The sequence below is a fragment of the Curtobacterium sp. PhB137 genome (assembly GCF_003814955.1).
In the GTDB taxonomy this organism is placed as follows: domain Bacteria; phylum Actinomycetota; class Actinomycetes; order Actinomycetales; family Microbacteriaceae; genus Curtobacterium.
This window is the reverse complement of sequence record NZ_RKQO01000006.1, coordinates 162,206-177,970: the sequence shown is the minus strand read 5'-3', so window position 1 is coordinate 177,970 and position 15,765 is coordinate 162,206. Positions and strand designations below refer to the sequence as shown.

General features: G+C 71.7%; 15 protein-coding genes and 1 tRNA gene. 11 read left to right on the top strand and 5 right to left on the bottom strand.

The annotated features are described in order from the left end of the window. Window positions 1–100: 100 nt before the first annotated feature. Both EDF28_RS10510 and EDF28_RS10505 read right to left on the bottom strand, forming a co-directional pair. Window positions 101–958: a hypothetical protein gene (locus tag EDF28_RS10510; protein WP_123938245.1), complete on the bottom strand. Its 858-nt coding sequence runs from the start codon at window positions 956–958 to the stop codon at window positions 101–103. Next, entirely contained in the window at window positions 958–1,602 is a 645-nt protein-coding gene (locus EDF28_RS10505) for a SatD family protein (protein WP_123938244.1), read from the bottom strand. Before EDF28_RS10505 ends, EDF28_RS10510 begins: the two co-directional genes overlap by 1 nt. 111 nt (window positions 1,603–1,713) lie before the next feature. Between EDF28_RS10505 and EDF28_RS10500 the strand changes: the two genes are divergently transcribed. Together EDF28_RS10500 and EDF28_RS10495 are read left to right on the top strand one after the other, a co-directional pair. Next, window positions 1,714–1,786: transfer RNA gene (locus tag EDF28_RS10500), tRNA-Val, on the top strand. A 26-nt stretch (window positions 1,787–1,812) separates the two neighbouring features. Then, entirely contained in the window at window positions 1,813–2,010 is a 198-nt protein-coding gene (locus tag EDF28_RS10495; RefSeq protein ID WP_123938243.1) for a hypothetical protein, read from the top strand. A gap of 141 nt (window positions 2,011–2,151) precedes the next feature. Here the strand turns inward: EDF28_RS10495 and EDF28_RS10490 are convergent, their stop codons facing one another. Next, window positions 2,152–3,318, bottom strand: coding sequence for a N(5)-(carboxyethyl)ornithine synthase (locus EDF28_RS10490; RefSeq protein WP_123938242.1), 1,167 nt, complete (start codon window positions 3,316–3,318; stop codon window positions 2,152–2,154). An 80-nt stretch (window positions 3,319–3,398) separates the two neighbouring features. Next, window positions 3,399–4,085, bottom strand: coding sequence for an HAD family hydrolase (locus EDF28_RS10485; protein ID WP_123938241.1), 687 nt, complete (start codon window positions 4,083–4,085; stop codon window positions 3,399–3,401). Between the two features lie 130 nt (window positions 4,086–4,215). Here EDF28_RS10485 and EDF28_RS10480 point away from each other — a divergent pair, with 130 nt between their 5' ends. Both EDF28_RS10480 and EDF28_RS10475 read left to right on the top strand, forming a co-directional pair. Continuing rightward, window positions 4,216–5,205, top strand: a complete 990-nt coding sequence (locus EDF28_RS10480) for a hypothetical protein (protein WP_123938240.1) — start codon at window positions 4,216–4,218, stop codon at window positions 5,203–5,205. Between the two features lie 3 nt (window positions 5,206–5,208). Continuing rightward, window positions 5,209–5,541, top strand: a complete 333-nt coding sequence (locus EDF28_RS10475) for an ASCH domain-containing protein (RefSeq protein ID WP_123938239.1) — start codon at window positions 5,209–5,211, stop codon at window positions 5,539–5,541. 118 nt (window positions 5,542–5,659) lie between these two features. Here EDF28_RS10475 and EDF28_RS10470 read toward each other — a convergent pair whose 3' ends face one another. After that, the gene (locus EDF28_RS10470) at window positions 5,660–6,667 is read right to left on the bottom strand and encodes an AraC family transcriptional regulator (RefSeq protein ID WP_123938238.1); all 1,008 of its coding nucleotides are present in this window, start codon (window positions 6,665–6,667) and stop codon (window positions 5,660–5,662) included. 235 nt (window positions 6,668–6,902) lie between these two features. Here EDF28_RS10470 and EDF28_RS10465 point away from each other — a divergent pair, with 235 nt between their 5' ends. Genes EDF28_RS10465 through EDF28_RS10435 form a run of 7 tightly spaced genes read left to right on the top strand, consistent with a single transcriptional unit; the run spans window position 6,903 to window position 15,749 of the window. After that, the gene (locus EDF28_RS10465) at window positions 6,903–7,943 is read left to right on the top strand and encodes an LLM class flavin-dependent oxidoreductase (protein WP_159573002.1); all 1,041 of its coding nucleotides are present in this window, start codon (window positions 6,903–6,905) and stop codon (window positions 7,941–7,943) included. Then, a complete protein-coding gene (locus tag EDF28_RS10460; protein ID WP_123340444.1) occupies window positions 7,940–9,316 on the top strand; it encodes an LLM class flavin-dependent oxidoreductase in 1,377 nt (458 codons plus the stop codon). The genes EDF28_RS10465 and EDF28_RS10460 overlap by 4 nt, the downstream gene beginning before the upstream one ends. After that, window positions 9,313–10,635 carry an NtaA/DmoA family FMN-dependent monooxygenase gene (locus EDF28_RS10455; RefSeq protein ID WP_123938236.1) on the top strand — a complete coding sequence of 441 codons (1,323 nt, stop codon included), beginning with the start codon at window positions 9,313–9,315 and terminating at the stop codon, window positions 10,633–10,635. The genes EDF28_RS10460 and EDF28_RS10455 overlap by 4 nt, the downstream gene beginning before the upstream one ends. 56 nt (window positions 10,636–10,691) lie before the next feature. Continuing rightward, on the top strand, window positions 10,692–12,254 hold the full coding sequence (locus EDF28_RS10450) for an ABC transporter substrate-binding protein (RefSeq protein WP_123938235.1): 1,563 nt from the start codon (window positions 10,692–10,694) through the stop codon (window positions 12,252–12,254). Next, the gene (locus tag EDF28_RS10445) at window positions 12,251–13,234 is read left to right on the top strand and encodes an ABC transporter permease (RefSeq protein WP_123938234.1); all 984 of its coding nucleotides are present in this window, start codon (window positions 12,251–12,253) and stop codon (window positions 13,232–13,234) included. The genes EDF28_RS10450 and EDF28_RS10445 overlap by 4 nt, the downstream gene beginning before the upstream one ends. After that, window positions 13,231–14,127, top strand: coding sequence for an ABC transporter permease (locus tag EDF28_RS10440; protein ID WP_123938233.1), 897 nt, complete (start codon window positions 13,231–13,233; stop codon window positions 14,125–14,127). The genes EDF28_RS10445 and EDF28_RS10440 overlap by 4 nt, the downstream gene beginning before the upstream one ends. After that, window positions 14,124–15,749 carry an ABC transporter ATP-binding protein gene (locus EDF28_RS10435; protein ID WP_185094209.1) on the top strand — a complete coding sequence of 542 codons (1,626 nt, stop codon included), beginning with the start codon at window positions 14,124–14,126 and terminating at the stop codon, window positions 15,747–15,749. The genes EDF28_RS10440 and EDF28_RS10435 overlap by 4 nt, the downstream gene beginning before the upstream one ends. The last annotated feature ends 16 nt before the right edge of the window (window positions 15,750–15,765 follow it).

Below are 15,765 nucleotides of genomic sequence, written 5' to 3'. Positions count from 1 at the left end.
CTCGGGGCCGCGAGATGCCGAGATTTCGGAACCTCGGGGACCGACCGACCGACCGATGGACGGGTGGGCGAGTGGGCGGGAGCGACGGGCTCCGCGCGGGTCAGCTGTGCGCCAGGAGCCAGCACATGCCAGCAGCGGCGAAGGCCATCGCCCAGCTCACCAGGCTGCCGATCAGGAAGTACTCCGCCTGGTAGCCGGTCGTCTCGCGCCGGATCTCGGGGAACCGGACGATGCCCTTGGCCGCGATCAGTGCGGCGACCACCGGGAAGGCCCCCGCCACCGCGAACCCGGCCAGGAGCAGCCGTTCGATCGGGCCGATCAGTCGTCCACCCTTGAGGCTCACCGTGCTGTCCCCGGACTGTTCGGCGTCGGCGTCGGAGCGTCGGCGTCGCCCGAACCGGCGGCGGAGGTCATCGGCCTCGGCGCCCGTGGTGGCTCCGCGCTGCAGTCCCGGCGGGAGTGCCTGGGCGACGACCACGTTCGCGGAGTCGACGAGGAACAGCGCCGAGCCGACACCGCCCACGACGGCGGCGAGCGGAACGGCGTCGACGAACGCCAGGCCTGAGCCGTCGTGCCAGTCGACCACGAAGCCCGTGCCGTCGGGCAGCGGCCCCCAGAGCAGCAGCACGGCGACGGCGACGGCGAGCAGGACCGCGGGCCAGGACCCGGACCGCCGCAGCAGCCCCCGGGTCGTCGGCGCGTCACGGTCGTCGTCGGCGGTCCCGGCACCGGCTCGGACGGGCGCGGTCGTGGCGATCCACGCCGCCGCGAGCACCACCGTGACGAGGACGCCCCACACGGGGACACCGAGACCGAGCCACGCCACGGCGGACACCCCGGCCCACAGCACGACGACCGCGATGGTGGTCAGCGCGCGCTGCCGGTGTGCATCGGCACCGGTGCGGGCCCGGACGACGTCGCCCAGACCGATGAGTGCGAGGAGGATCCCGGCGAGCATCAGCGTTCCTGTCCCACGAGGACGCGGAGGCCCTCGACGATCGCGGCCACACCCGACTTCTGCACCGACTGGGACACCGCTGACGGGGTGATCCCCTCGGTCACGGCGATCTGCGCTTGGGTCCGGCCCTGGACGAGGCCGAGCGCGATGCGTCTTGCCCGGGGTGTCAGGCGGGCCAGGACGTGGTCGCGGCTGAGGAAGTAGGCGTTCACGAGTCGCTCCTCGGTGCCGTGGCGATCGTCGGACGCGTGGAACCACGACCGGAGGAAGGACGTCCGGCCGTCTTCGCGGCGGTGCGTCTCGTTGATGGCGTCGCGGGCGGACCACCACGCCGGGCCGTCCTGGAGCGGACCGCTCGTGCCGGACCCCACCGTGCGCACCGTCCCGCGACCCATCCCGAGCCGGACCTGCACCGTCGGTGGCAGCGCGAGCATGGCGGCGGTGCTGGCGACGAGCGCGTCCGTGAGCGTGGCGTAGATGACCTGGAACTCGTCGCCGACGGTCGCGTGCACCGGGTCCACCGGGGTGACGTCCGTCGTCTCGCGGAACGCCTGCTCGACCTCGCGCTGTGCGGCGGGGCGGTCGTCGAGCGTTCGTGAGTCGACGAGGTCGAGGATCACGGCGTAGACGGGGTCGTCGGACATGGGTTAAGTGTACGGCTTACTATCGGCGAAATGAAGCCGAGCGCTGAACTGGCCAACGGACGGGATGTCCAGCGCAACGATACGGGGAATCGACCTCTAGGATCGTGTCGCGGGCTCTTAGCTCAGTTGGTAGAGCACTTCGTTTACACCGAAGTGGTCGGCGGTTCGAGCCCGCCAGAGCCCACCGCAGACGCGATCACGGGGGGTCCGATGAACAGCCGACGACACGAGCCGGTCCGACAGCACTCCGTCGACTTCTTGCCGGGAACGAGTGGGAACCCGGTCGCCCCGTTCCAGCGCGACCACCAGCCCGGACAGGGTCCGATCCGTCACGACTGGGTGTACCTCGTCCCGATCGGCGCGGTCTTGGTCGGCGGGGTCATCGCGTTCTTCGTGTGGGGGAACTGACCTCGTGAACGGTCGACCCGTGTCGGCGCCCGACGACTGACCCACACCGCGATCGTGATGCGACGCGGTACGACGAGGCCGTTGTCGCACGACGTCGACCTCGTCGTTCCGCATCGGGTCAGCGCCCGCCCAGCGCCCGGGTCAGCCGGCCACCGCGTGCGGGTACTCGTCCGAGCGCCCCTGGAACGCGAGGATCGCCGGGTTCCGCACGTGGCCGTCCGCGATCTCGACGGCGCGTCGGATCGTCTCCGAGTCGGCCCACGCAGCCGCACCGGCCATCACCGGCCTGAGGAACGGCATCAGCGCGTCGCTGATCTCCCACGTCGTCGAGTTCCAGAGCAGCGACGGGCTGTGGTCGACGGCGTAGTAGTTCGTGCTCTCGCCGACGGTGGTCATCGGTTCGGCGAAGGTCGTCGCCTGCGCCCATTCGAACCCCATCCCCACGTCGATCGAGACGTCGACGATGAGGCTGCCCGGACGGAACACGCCCAGGTCCTCGGTGCGCAGGTACGTGAGCGGCGCGTTCGGGTCCTGGAGCGTGCAGTTCACGACGATGTCGTTCTCGGCCAGGTACGGCGCCAGCGGCACCGGACCGTCCTCGGTCTTGACCGTGTTGCCGCTGGGGTCGTGGTCGTCCTGGCTGATCTGCAGCATGTCGACGGAGGGGATCGGCGACCCCACGGCGGCGATGTCGCGGTTGGTCAGGACGCGGACGTCGTGGATCCCGTGGGCGTTCAGCGCGGTGACGGCACCGCGGGCGGTGGCCCCGAAGCCGATCACGACCGCGGTGAGGCGGCGGCCGTAGTCCCCGGTGGAACCACAGAGCTGCAGGGCGTGGATGACCGAGCAGTAGCCCGCGAGCTCGTTGTTCTTGTGGAACACGTGCAGGCTGAACCCGCCGTCCGACCGCCAGTGGTTCATCGACTCCCACGCGATGAGGGTCAGGCGCTTGTCGATCGCGACCTGGGTGAGGGCGGGGTCCTGCACGCAGTGCGGCCAGCCCCACAGGACCTGCCCGTCCCGCAGGTCCTCGAGGTCGGACACCTGGGGCTTGGGCAGCAGGACGACGTCCGACGCGGCGATGAGCTCGGCTCGGTCCGCCATGGCGCCGACGAGGGGTTCGAGCTGGTCGTCCGTGACGCCGAAGCGGCGACCGTACCCGCGTTCCAGGATGATGTTCGCGCGCAGATCGGGGTCGATGCGCTCGAAGTGGGCGGGGTGGATCGGGAGGCGGCGTTCGTCGGGTTTCCGCGACTCGGCCAGCACCCCGAGGTGCAGCAGCGGCGATGCTGCCGGTGTTTGGGTCATGGTGCACTCTACGGCCGCTTGCCGCCGCCGAGCGGCCGAGCCGTCGAGCCGTCGAGCGGCCGAGCGGCCGAGCGGCCACGTCACCCGCGGCGGTCGGCGAGCGCCGTGAGCACCAGGGTCTCCATGTCGGGGCCGTCCGTGGCCTCGTGGTCGATCAACAGCCCGTGCATCCCGGCGGCCCAGGCCGCCTCCACGTCGTGCGCGACACTGTCCCCGACGAACAAGCAGCCGCTCGGCTCGACGCCGAGTTCGGCGGACAGGGTCTCGAACGCGCGACGGTCCGGCTTCTGCACCCCGATCCGCTCCGAGGTGCACACGACGTCGACCGCGTCGAGCAAGCCGGTGCGGCGCAGCTTGTCGACCTGCTGCGTCTCGGTGCCGTTCGTCAGCACGCCGATGCGGTTCCCCTGCACACGGAGCGTCCGCAGCAGCGGCAGGCTCCTCGGGTACGCACGCCACGATGCCTCGTACTGGTGCCGGTACGCGTCGAAGAGCTCGTCCAGCCCACCGTCGTCGGCGGGGATCGGCACGCCGAGCGCGGGAAGGACGGCCCGCAGCCGTTCGCGCCGCTGCTCGGGGAAGCTGATCTGCCCTGTTCGCCACCGCTCGAACTGCTCGGTCTCGGCGGCGAACCAGCGGCCGATGGCGAACGCCGAGGCGTGCACGCCGAGTGACTCGAGGAACCGGGCGGCACCGGCGGTCGCTGCGCCACGGTGGTCGAACAGCGTCCCGTCGAGGTCGAACCCGACCGCTCGCAGATGCGCCATGTCCTCAGCGTAGGGACGGCGACCTCGACGACCTGACGTGATGCGGTTCTCCGCACGAAATGGGCCGGCCCGTCGGAGCTCGGCCAGGATGCACTGGGAGGCGTCGTCCTGCCGGAAGAGGAGTCACCCCATGCGGGTCCTGAGCTACGTCCTGCTCATCGTGCTGATCACAGCGCTCACCCTCGGGGGCACCCTGCTGGCGGTGTTCGAACTCAGCGACGTTTCGGACGTCCTGATCATCGCGGTGAGCGTCAGCATCCCGATGTTCGTCGTCGGACCTGCGGTGGTCGGGTCGTTGGCGGGCTACTGGGACCACCGGTCGTCCACGGACAGCTCCCGGTACCTGCGGTGGTGGCTGCTGGGCGTGGTCGCCGTGGACGTGGCGGGTGCGGTGGTCGTCGTGCTCGCGTCGGTCTCGGCCGGCGCGCCGGTCTGGGTGCCGGTCGTGCTGATCGGGGGAGCGGCGGTGCTGCTGGTGATCGCGCGACCACTCGGTGCGCTGTTCCGGCGCACGGAGCCGTCGCCGGCGGCGTACCCGGTCGGCTACCGGTTCGGACCGGCCGAACTCCGCCACACGATCATGGTGATCGCGGTGACCTTCGGCGTGTCCATCGTCGTCGTGACGATCGGCGTGGTGGTCCTGGCCGCCTTCACCGGGGACGACCCCGCTGGACTCACCCAGGCGGCCTTCCTCGCCGGCCAGCTGGTCTTCACTGCGACCGCGTTCGCGGCCCTGCTCCAGTCGCTGCCGTTGAACGGGCTCTTGCGGGCGTCCGCCGGCCACGACCTCGGTCGACTCCGTCGCTTCGCGAAGATCGTGGCCCGCGGCGCGGACCTGCCGCTCGACCCGGCTGAGCAGGTCGGCGCCGTCCGGTACGCCACGGTGGTCCCACTCGCGCTGCGGTTCCAGCTCGCGTACATCGGGCTGCTCTACACAGCGCTCGCGTTCCAGATGGTGTCGACGTGGATCCGCGGCGACCTCGGGATCCTGCCGCCGGTGTTCCTCGCGCTCATGGTGGCGGTGCTCGTCTGGATCGTCCCGCTGACGCTCCGCCGGATCCGCCGTGCGACGGCCTACGCCGCGCGGCACGCGGACCTGGTCGACATCGACCAGACTTGATCCGTGTCCCAGACGATCCACTTCCACCAGAAGCACCACGACGCCGTCCAGCGCGGCGAGAAGGTCACGACGGTGCGCTGGCACGAGGACGTTCGCACCGGCCCCGCGGTGTTCGTCTTCGACGAGCACCCCTCGGCGACGCCGTTGGCCGGCCAGGTCACCGAGGTGACCGACCACCGCCTGGCGGAGCTCACCCCTCGGGCGGCGCACCAGCCGGCCGACACCGACATGGTCGACTTCGCCCGGCAGCTGCGCGCCAACTACTACCCGGACATGCCGGACGACGCGGTGGTCCAGGTCGCGGTCATCGCGCTCGACGCGACGCCGTCTGCGTGACGTCCGCCAGGGCGGTGGACGGGACGACCTGACGGACGGGAGGCGCGGTCCGGGCCCGCCCTGCGCCTCCCGTCCGCCCGTCGGCCCTGCCCAGGGCGCGTGGTGCGCGCTCGACCGGTCACCGGTGCAGCGTGGCCTTCGGGTACTCGCCGTAGCGGCTCGTGTACTCCGCCGAGAACCGGCCGAGGTGGGCGAACCCCCAGCTGCGTGCGACCTCGCTCACCGAGGTGGTCGCGGTGTCGAGTCGCAGCAGGTCGCCCCGGACGCGCTGGAGCCGGACGGACCGGACGTAGGCCGACGGCGGCATCCCGAACAGCCGCTGGAACGACTCCTGCACGGCACGGACGCTCAAGCCGGACACCGCGGCGAGGTCCGACACGGCGATGGGTTCCGCCGCGTGCTCGTGCACGTGGTCGACCGCTCGCCGGATCCGGGCGTTCCGGGGTGCCCACAGGGCGCTCGACGGTTCGGCGGCCTTCGGTGGGTACAGGGCGAGGAAGGCGACGGCGACGGCCCGGGTGGCGTCCGACCAGGCGGTGGAGGCCACACCCTGCGCCGCGAGGACCCGACGAGCGGACTCGAGGACCTGCCGCCAGCGCACGACGGCGTCCGCTGCGGGGACGGCACGCTCGTCGAGGTGCAGGCCGCCGGAGGGCAGTCCGTGGCGCTCCTCGGCGACGGACCGCACGAACGCGCGGGTGAGGTGCACCATGACGGCGTCGTGGTTGCTGGCCTCGACGACGGCGCGTCGTTCGGTGGGCATCAGCGCCGGCACGCCGTTGTCGACCGGCCCGCCGCCGCGCAGGAGGTCGAGCGTGACGACGCCGCCGAGCACCAGGACGACGATGTACGCGTCGTCGGGGGCCACGGTGCCGCGGACGTAGCCGCGCATCTGCGACCGGCGGAGCGTCACGTTGCCGTCACCGACGGCCAGGTACCGGAACGAGTACGCCCCGGTGGTCGGACGGGTCTGCCACGAGGTGCCCGTGACGAGGCCCGGCAACTGCTCGAGGGCCTGTTCGGGCGAGGACGCCGAGGCCTCCAGGCGGACCGGTGCGGCAGCGGTGGCGGTGTTCGGTTCGGTGGTGGTCGCGGATGACGTCTCGTCGACGGATTGTTGCGGCACGGTGACACTCCCTGATCGTCTCGAGGAACACAGGAGTTCCGGCGACCGGGGTCCGGGGCAGCTGCCGCCAAGCTACGTCGGTCCTGCTCCGGGCACAAGGGCGGTGATGATGCTCCTGTTCCGCGCTGTGCGCGCTCTCCTACGTTCCGTGACGAATCACTGCGCCCCGTTACGTCGACGCTCGTGCGCGTCGCTCGCTCGTGTTTGCATCGCTCCACTGACGAGGGAGTGTTGCATGACGCACGTCGAACGCACCGCCCGCGCGGCCACGGTGCCGTTGCGGATCGCGGTGTTCTCGCACGGCACCGAGGCGCCGCCGGCGACCCGGGCCTACCGCGAGGAGCTCGAGCTCTTCACCGCGGCGGAACGCCTCGGGTACGACGGGGCCTGGGTGCGCCAGTTCCACTTCCGACACGACGACGCACCGGCGCGCGGCGGACTGCCGTCACCGTTCGTGTTCTTCGCGGCCCTCGCCGAGCGGACGTCCACCCTGCGGCTCGGGCTCGGAGCGGTCACGCTGCCGCACGAGGACCCGGTCCGGGTTGCCGAGGACGCCGCCGTCCTCGACGCGATCAGCGACGGCCGCGTGGAACTCGGCGTCGCGAACGGTGGCGGCCCGGAGACCCTCGACGTCTTCGCACCCGGTCTGGTCGGGGCCGACCACGACACCCGTCGTGCCGCGTTCGACGAGCAGCTCGCACGGCTGCTCGACGCGCTGCGTGGTGCGTCACTCGGCACGGGGACCGCACGCCTGAACCCGGACGGCAGCGGGCTGCTCGACCGGATCTGGGACGCCACGCTCAGCGCCGAGAGCGCCGCGATCGCCGCCCGTCGGGGGCACGGGGTGCTGATCGGCACCACGCAGACCGTGCCGGCCGAGGTCACCGCGGACGCCTACCACGCCGCACTGCCGGACGGCGCTGTTCCCCGCGTCGCGCTCTCGACGGCGATCTACCCGGCCCCGGACCGCGAGACCGCGCTGCGCGAGGCGCGTGCGGGCATCGAGGCGAAGTACGCGTGGGGCGAGTCGTTCCTGCCGCCGGCGACGACCCTGGCCGAGAAGGCCGCGTCGCTCAACCTGCACTACGGCACGGCCGACGACATCGCGGAGTCGATCGCGTCGAAGCCGTACTCCCGGTACGCGACGCAGCTCAACGTGCAGGTCGACGACGGCTACTCCGACGTCGGTGCACGGACGGACGCCCTCGCGCTGTTCGCCGAGCAGGTGGCCCCGCAGCTCGGCGCCGTCCTGGCCCACGAGGCGGTGACGGCATGACCCGCGACGGCGGCCTGGTGCTCGGCGGGATGGTGTTCTACCCCGGCGGCGAGCACGTCACGAGCTGGCGCCTGCCGGGCAGCGAACCGGACGCCTACCTGGACGTCGAGTACTACGTCCGGTTCGCGCAGACGCTCGAGCGCGGTGGGTTCGCGACGCTGTTCATCGCCGACGAGCTGTACGTCTGGGACCGCTTCGCATCGGGCATCGACCACGCCGTGAACATCCGCACCGAACCCTTCACCCTGCTCGGTGCCCTGTCGCAGCGGACCGAGCACATCGGGCTCGCCGCGACCGTCTCGACCACCTACAACGAGCCGTACCACGTGGCCCGGAAGCTGGCGTCGATCGACCACCTCAGCGAGGGCCGGGCCGCCTGGAACCTCGTCACGAGCGCCTCGGACGAAGAGGCCTGGAACTTCGGTCGCGACGCGAACCTCGACCACGCCGTCCGCTACCGCCGGGGTGCCGAGTTCGTCGACGTCGTGCAGGGCCTCTGGGACAGCTGGGACGACGACGCGTTCCTGTACGACCAGGAGTCCGGGTACTTCGCGAAGCGCGACGGACTGCACGTGCTCGACCACGAGGGCGAGTTCTTCCGCGTGCGCGGGCCGCTCAACATCGCCCGGCCGCCGCAGGCCCACCCGGTGCTGTTCCAGGCCGGGGCGTCCGAGGCCGGCCGCGCGCTGGCCGGGGCGAAGGCCGAGGGCGTCTTCACCCTCTGGCAGGACGACCTCGCCGACGCGCAGGCCCTGTACGCCGACTACAAGCGCCGCGCCGTCGAGCACGGACGTGACGCGTCGTCGATGCTGATCCTGCCGGCGGTGTCGCCGGTGATCGGCGACACCGAGGCCGACGCGCTGCGGCAGCTCGACGAGATCGAGGAGCTGACACCGGACCGCGTCTCGCTCGACCTGCTGTCCCACTACCTGCAGACCGACCTGTCCGACCGGCCGCTCGACGCACCGTTCGAGCACGTCTTCGACGAGACGGCGATCAACCAGTCGAAGTCCGTCTACGAGTCGATCCGCCGCATCGCCGCCGAGGCCACCACGCTGCGCGAGGTCTACCGGACGATCCTGCGCCGTCGGTTCCTGCCGGGCACGCCCGAGCAGATCGCCGACTGGCTGACCGAGCGCTACCAGCAGGACGCCGCCGACGGCTACATGCTCGCGTTCTCGTCGATCCCGGTGAGCGTCGACCGGTTCGTCGACCAGGTCGTGCCGGAGCTCGAACGTCGCGGCGTGTACGACCGCACGTACCGCGGCGACACCCTGCGGGAGCACCTCGGGTTGGCGCGACCGGCGAGCCGGTACGACGGTTCGGCAGCCGCGCCCGCGCCCGCGGCTGTCGACCAGGAGGCGTCCGCATGAGCGACCGCATCCTGCTGGGCGCCTTCGCCTTCCACCCGGGCGGCGCGCACGTCACCGGGTGGCGGCACCCGTCCTCTCGCCCCGCCGAGCACCTGAGCATGCGGCACCACCGGCACATCGCGCAGACCGCCGAGCGCGGCGTGTTCGACACGCTCTTCCTCGCCGACGGCCTGTACTTCTGGGACCGGTACCCGTCGGGCGTCGACCACTACGGGGCGCTGCGGCCCGAACCGTTCACGCTGCTCGCCGCGCTGTCCCAGGTGACGTCGCGGATCGGCCTCGCCGCGACCGTGTCGACGACGTACAACGAGCCGTACCACGTGGCCAGGACCCTCGCCTCGCTCGACCACCTCAGCGGTGGGCGGGCCGCGTGGAACCTCGTCACGAGCCGCTACGACGAAGAGGCCCGCAACTTCGGTGGTGACGCCCACATCGACCACTCCCGACGGTACGAGCGCGGTCGCGAGTTCGTCGACGTCGTGAACGGGCTGCTGGACAGCTGGGACGACGACGCGATCGTGGCCGACCCGGCGTCCGGGGTCTTCGCGCGCCGCGACGGCCTGCACCGTCTCGACCACGAGGGCGAGTTCTTCCGGGTGCGCGGGCCGCTCAACATCGCCCGGCCGCCGCAGGGCCACCCGCTGCTGTTCCAGGCCGGCGGGTCCGAGTCCGGGCTGGAACTCGCCGCGGACACGGCCGACGCGGTGTTCACCCGTGGTGGCTCCACCGCGGACGTCCGACGCTTCGTCGACGACCTGCGCGCCCGCGCCGTCCGGCACGGCCGCTCCGCCGACGCGGTGAAGATCATGCCGTCGGTGATGCCGGTCGTGGGGGAGACCGCCGCCGACGCCCGAGCCGAGGCGGACGCGATCCTCGCCCTGACGCCGGACGCCCTCATCCTCGAGGACGTGTCGCACCAGATCGGGCAGGACCTGTCCGGCCGCGACGTCGACGTGCCGTTCGACTACGCCGAGGAGTTCGACACCTCGAACGAGACCCGCTCGCCGAAGCCCGCGGTCGACCGGCTGCTCGCCGACGGCCCCGCGACGCCCCGCGACGTCTACGAGTGGTCGTACCGCCGCAGCCTGCTGACGGGCACCGGACCGGAGATCGCCGACCGGTTCGAGGAGCTCGCCGACGACGGTGGCGCCGACGGCTTCATCGTGCAGTTCCCGTACCTGCCCGGCGGGATCGACCGGTTCGTCGACCACGTCGTGCCGGAACTGCAGCGCCGCGGCCGGACCGCCACGGCGTACGACGACCTCACCCTGCGCGAGCGCTTCGGACACCCCCGGGTGCCGGACCGCGCGCACCGCTGACCGCACCACCCCTCCCAGCACCGCACCCCTGCAACCCGAACCCCTAGGAGTCATCCGTGACCGTCGACCTCACGTCGCGGCGGCGTCGCCTCAAGCGCCTCGCCCTCGCGGCCACCGCGTCCGCCCTCGCCCTCACGCTCGCCGCGTGCTCGTCCGGCGGCGATGCCTCGCCCGGATCGTCCTCGGACACCGGCACCTACACGCTCGGACTCCAGGAGCCCGACAGCACGATCAACCCGCTCACCACCTCGGACTACAACGCGATGTTCATCGTGGGGTTGGCGTCCGAGGGTCTGCTCAGCCAGGACGCGAAGGGCAAGCTCGAGGGCCGTCTGGCCGACTCGTGGAAGGCGTCGTCAGACGGACGCACCTGGACGGTGCAGCTCCGCGACGACCTGCAGTTCTCGGACGGTGCCGCGCTCACGAGCAAGGACGTCGTCGCGACGTTCGACTCGATCATCGGCAAGGACAGCCAGTCGCCCGGCAAGTCGAGCTTCGACGGCATCCTGCAGTCGGTCGCCGCCGACGGTGCCTCGACCATCGACTTCACGCTCGCCAAGCCGTACGCCGACTTTCCCTACCTGCTCACGGGCTCGAACACGACCATCCAGCCGGCCGGCTTCGACGCCGGCGCGAACTGGGCCAAGCAGCCCGTCGGCGCCGGACAGTTCGTGCTGACGAAGTACTCGGCCGGCCAGGGCGCCACGTTCACGAAGAACCCGGACTACTGGGACGCGAAGGACGTGGAGCTGCAGCAGGTCGACGTGAAGTTCTACGCCGACGACCAGGCCCAGCTGCTCGCGTTCCAGAGCGGGGAGATCGACCAGATCGCCGCCAGCCCCACCGCGACGTCGACGCTGCAGGCCTCGGACCACACCGAGACCGAGCCGTACTTCAACAAGTTCGACGGCATCTTCCTCGACGTCACCAAGGCGCCCTTCGACGACCCGAAGGTCCGTGAGGCCTTCGCCCTCGCGCTCGACCGTGAGGAGATCGTCAAGACGGTCTACGGCGGCGCAGCCGAGGTCGGCAACGACACCACGTTCTTCCCGAGTTCGGCGATCCAGCCGAAGGGACTCGAGCAGCGCGAGCAGGACAAGGCGAAGGTCGCGGACCTGCTCGGCGGCAGGACGGTCTCGTTCGAGATCACGACGCTCGACGCCGAGAAGGCCCTCGCCCAGGTGGTGCAGCAGCAGCTCGAGGCGGTCGGCGGGTTCGACGTCACCCTCAAGGTGCTGACGAGCGCGCAGTACTACGCCGACGGCGACGACACCCCGTGGCTGAACGCCCCGGTGACGATCACCAACTGGGCGCAGCGCCTGCCCGCGCAGTACGTCGACCTGATCTACCGCGACGGCGCCGTCTGGAACGCCTCGAAGTACTCGAGCCCAGAGCTCGAGCAGCTGACCGACCGGTACGAGTCGACGACCGACGAGTCGGAGCGGCAGGACCTGGCGAACCAGATCGCCGAGATCGAGTGGACCGACCTGCCCGTGATCGTCCCCGCGTTCGCGTCGAGCAGCATCCTGCTGCAGAAGCGCGTCACGGGCACCTTCCGGTCGGGGCAGGACTTCCCGGGCGGGTTCGACTTCCGGGGCATCGGGGTCACCGCGTCATGAGCACCGCGCGCCGCCGTCGTCTGCTGACCCTGGTCGGGCAACGGGTCGTCCAGATCCCGCTCGTCCTGGTCGTGGTCTCCGTCCTGACGTTCTGGCTCGTCCAGGTCGTGCCGGGGGACCCGGGCCGGAACGCCCTCGGGCAGTACGCGACGGCGGCGCAGGTGCGCGCGTGGAACGTCGACCACGGGCTCGACGGGTCCCTCGTCAGCCGGTACCTGCACTGGATCAGCGGGTTCGTCACGGGGGACTGGGGCACGAGCTTCGTCTACTCCGAGCCGGTCCGCGACCTGGTGCTCGGCCGTCTCGGCAACTCCCTGCTGCTCGGCGCGTACGCGTTCGTCATCATGGTGCCGGTTGCGATCACGCTCGGTGCCGTGCAGGCGTACCGGCAGGGTCGCCGCTCCGACCGTGCCGTCACGGTCGCGCTGCTGACGATCTCGGCGGTGCCGGAGTTCGTCGTCGGGATCGTGCTGCTGCTCGTCTTCGCGGTCTGGCTGCGGGTGGTGCCCGTGCAGGCGTCCGGTGCGCTCGACGCCGGGTTCGGCGAGCGGCTCCGGGTGCTCACGCTGCCCGCCGTGGTGCTCGCCCTGGCGTACCTCGCCGTCCTGACCCGGATGGTGCGTGCGGGGACGATCGAGACGATCCGGTCGCAGTTCCACCGCACCGCCGTGCTCAAGGGCCTGACCACCGGCCAGGTCGTCCGCCGGCACGTCGTCCGCAACGCGCTCATCCCGACGTTCTCGGTGCTCGGCATCTACCTCGGCACCCTGCTCGGCGGCAGCGTCATCGTGGAGACCCTGTTCTCCTACCCGGGCCTCGGCGCCCTGCTCGTGTCGGCCGCCGAGCGTAAGGACGCCCTGCTGCTCGAGAGCGGGGTGATGCTCGCCGGGGCGCTCTCGCTCGGCGCGCTCCTGCTCACCGACCTGCTGTTCGTGGTGGTCGATCCCCGGATCCGCTTCGAACGGGTGGCCACCGCATGACCGCCGTCGTCCCCGGCGCCGTCGAGACCGACGCCCTCGCCGGTCGGCCGTCGGCGTCGACCACCACGGGCACCGCACGGGTCACCCGCCGCGGGTGGCGCGGACTCCTCCGGCGTCCCACGTTCCTGGTCTCCGTGGCGATCCTGCTCTGGTGGGTCGTCCTGGCCGTGGGCTGGCACCTGCTCGGCCTGCAGCCCTTCGCTCGCACCGGTGAGCTCCTGCAGGCGCCGAGCGCTGCGCACTGGTTCGGCACCGACTCGCTCGGCCGCGACGTCTTCGCCCGCGTCGCCGCCGGGGCCCGGCCGGCGCTCGTCATCGGCCCGTTCGGCGCGGCGCTGGCGACCGTCGTCGGCGGCACCCTCGGCCTGCTCGCCGGCTACCACCGCGGCTGGGTCGACACCGCCCTGATGCGGTTCTTCGACGTGCTGCTCGCGTTGCCCAGCCTGATCTTCCTGGTCGTGCTCGTCGGTGCGTTCGGGGTGTCGACGCCCGCGCTCGTCCTCATCGTCGGCGTGCTCTTCGCGCCGGGCATCGCGCGGATCGTCCGGGCCGCGGTGCTCGTCGAGATGGGCAAGTCCTACGTCCAGGCCGCACGGCTGCAGGGCGAGAGCGCCGTCCGGGCGATGGTCACCGAGTTGCTGCCGAACGTGATCGGGGTCTTCGTGATCCAGGCGGTCCTGAGCCTCGGTGCCGCGATCTTCATCACCGCGTCGCTGTCGTTCCTCGGGCTCGGTTCGCAACCACCGGCCGCCGACTGGGGGCTCGACATCAACGCGAACCGCGCCTACCTGCAGGCCGCGTGGTGGACGGTCGTGTTCCCGGGTGTCGCCGTGGCGTCGATCGTCGTGTCCGCGAACCTGATCGCCGACAACCTCAAGGAGGTCTCCGAGTGACCGAGCAGACCGGCACGAGCCAGCAGCCCCGGACCACCGGCACGACCGACGCACTGGTCCGCGTCGAGGGTCTCACCGTGTCGTACCGCGGCACCCGGGTGGTCGACGACGTCGCCTTCGTGATCGAGCCCGGTGGCTCGTACGGGCTCGTGGGCGAGTCCGGCTCCGGCAAGAGCACCGTGGCCGGCACGCTGACGGCGTCGCTCGGCCCGGACGCCGCCGTCGGGTCGTCGGCGCTGGTCGTCTACGGCGTCGACGTCGCGTCCCTGCGCGGTGAGCGCCTCCGGCGGTTCCGGCGCGACGTCGTGGCGGTCGTCCACCAGGAACCCGGCCTCGCCCTCAACCCGACGATGACGGTCGGACGCCAGGTCGCCGAGGTCCTGCGCGCCACGGGCTCCGGCCGCGCGGCTGCGGACACCGCGACGATCGAGGCGTTCACGCGGGTCGGGCTGCCGTCTCCGACGACGATCGGGGTGCGGTACCCGCACGAGCTGTCCGGCGGTCAGCAGCAGCGCGTCGCGATCGCGATGGCCCTGGTGGCCCGTCCGCGCCTGCTCGTGCTCGACGAACCGACGACCGGCCTGGACAGCACGGTCGAGGCGGGCATCATGGCGCTCATCGACGAGCTCCGGACCGAGATCGGCTTCGCGACCCTGCTCATCAGCCACAACCTGCCGCTGGTCGCGGCGCACTGCGGACGGGTCGGGGTGCTCCGCCACGGGGTGCTCGTCGAGGAGGGCACCGCGACCCAGGTGCTGCTCCACCCCACGGAGCCGTACACGAAGCAGCTCGTCGACGCCCTGCCAGACATCACGACGGGCAAGGCGGGAACGGCGGGCAAGGCGGGAACGACGGGCACCACCGCCGAGACCGCGCAGCACGACGTGCTCGCGACGATCAGGGGCCTCCGCAAGGAGTACGACGGCGCCGTCGCCCTCGACGGCATCGACCTCGAGCTGCGCCGCGGTGAGGTGCTGGGCGTCGTGGGGGAGTCCGGTTCCGGCAAGACGACCTTCGGCCGAGCACTCGCCGGACTGGTCCGACACGACGGCACGATCGCGCTGGACGCCGGCGACCGAACGCCGGCCGGCACCCCACCCGTGCAGGTCGTGTTCCAGAACGCGGACGCCTCGCTCAACCCGCGGCGCACGGTCCGACAGGTGCTGGGACGGGCGATCCGGCTGCTGCACGGCGACGGCACCGCCGAGCAGCTCGCGGCGCGGGTCGGGCTGCCCGCCGACGTCCTCGACCGCCGGCCGGCCCAGCTGTCCGGCGGGCAGAAGCAGCGCGTCGCCATCGCCCGGGCGTTCGCCGGACCGGTGCCGCTGGTGGTGTGCGACGAACCCACGTCGGCCCTCGATGTCTCGGTGCAGGCGCGGATCCTCGACCTGGTGCTCGACCTGCAGCGCACCACCGGCACGACCTGCGTGTTCATCTCGCACGACCTCGCCGTCGTGCGCCGGGTCGCCGACCGCATCGCGGTCTTCGACGGCGGTCGTGTCGTCGACGTGGGCCCCGCGGAGCGGCTGTTCGACGCGGACGCGCACCCGCGTACCCGCGAGCTCGTCGCGGCCGCGCTCGACCTGCGCCGGCGCGCCGGTCTGGTGGCTCCCGCGGCCTGAGTGGGGCCCTGGACCT

What these genes read in the sequence shown, in the direction of transcription:
- EDF28_RS10465 (WP_159573002.1), top strand. Translation starts at nt 6,903, where the DNA reads ATGACGCACGTCGAACGCACCGCCCGCGCGGCCACGGTGCCGTTGCGG.
- EDF28_RS10505 (WP_123938244.1), bottom strand. Translation starts at nt 1,602, where the DNA reads ATGTCCGACGACCCCGTCTACGCCGTGATCCTCGACCTCGTCGACTCA.
- EDF28_RS10440 (WP_123938233.1), top strand. Translation starts at nt 13,231, where the DNA reads ATGACCGCCGTCGTCCCCGGCGCCGTCGAGACCGACGCCCTCGCCGGT.
- EDF28_RS10480 (WP_123938240.1), top strand. Translation starts at nt 4,216, where the DNA reads ATGCGGGTCCTGAGCTACGTCCTGCTCATCGTGCTGATCACAGCGCTC.
- EDF28_RS10455 (WP_123938236.1), top strand. Translation starts at nt 9,313, where the DNA reads ATGAGCGACCGCATCCTGCTGGGCGCCTTCGCCTTCCACCCGGGCGGC.
- EDF28_RS10485 (WP_123938241.1), bottom strand. Translation starts at nt 4,085, where the DNA reads ATGGCGCATCTGCGAGCGGTCGGGTTCGACCTCGACGGGACGCTGTTC.
- EDF28_RS10490 (WP_123938242.1), bottom strand. Translation starts at nt 3,318, where the DNA reads ATGACCCAAACACCGGCAGCATCGCCGCTGCTGCACCTCGGGGTGCTG.
- EDF28_RS10495 (WP_123938243.1), top strand. Translation starts at nt 1,813, where the DNA reads ATGAACAGCCGACGACACGAGCCGGTCCGACAGCACTCCGTCGACTTC.
- EDF28_RS10445 (WP_123938234.1), top strand. Translation starts at nt 12,251, where the DNA reads ATGAGCACCGCGCGCCGCCGTCGTCTGCTGACCCTGGTCGGGCAACGG.
- EDF28_RS10460 (WP_123340444.1), top strand. Translation starts at nt 7,940, where the DNA reads ATGACCCGCGACGGCGGCCTGGTGCTCGGCGGGATGGTGTTCTACCCC.
- EDF28_RS10510 (WP_123938245.1), bottom strand. Translation starts at nt 958, where the DNA reads ATGCTCGCCGGGATCCTCCTCGCACTCATCGGTCTGGGCGACGTCGTC.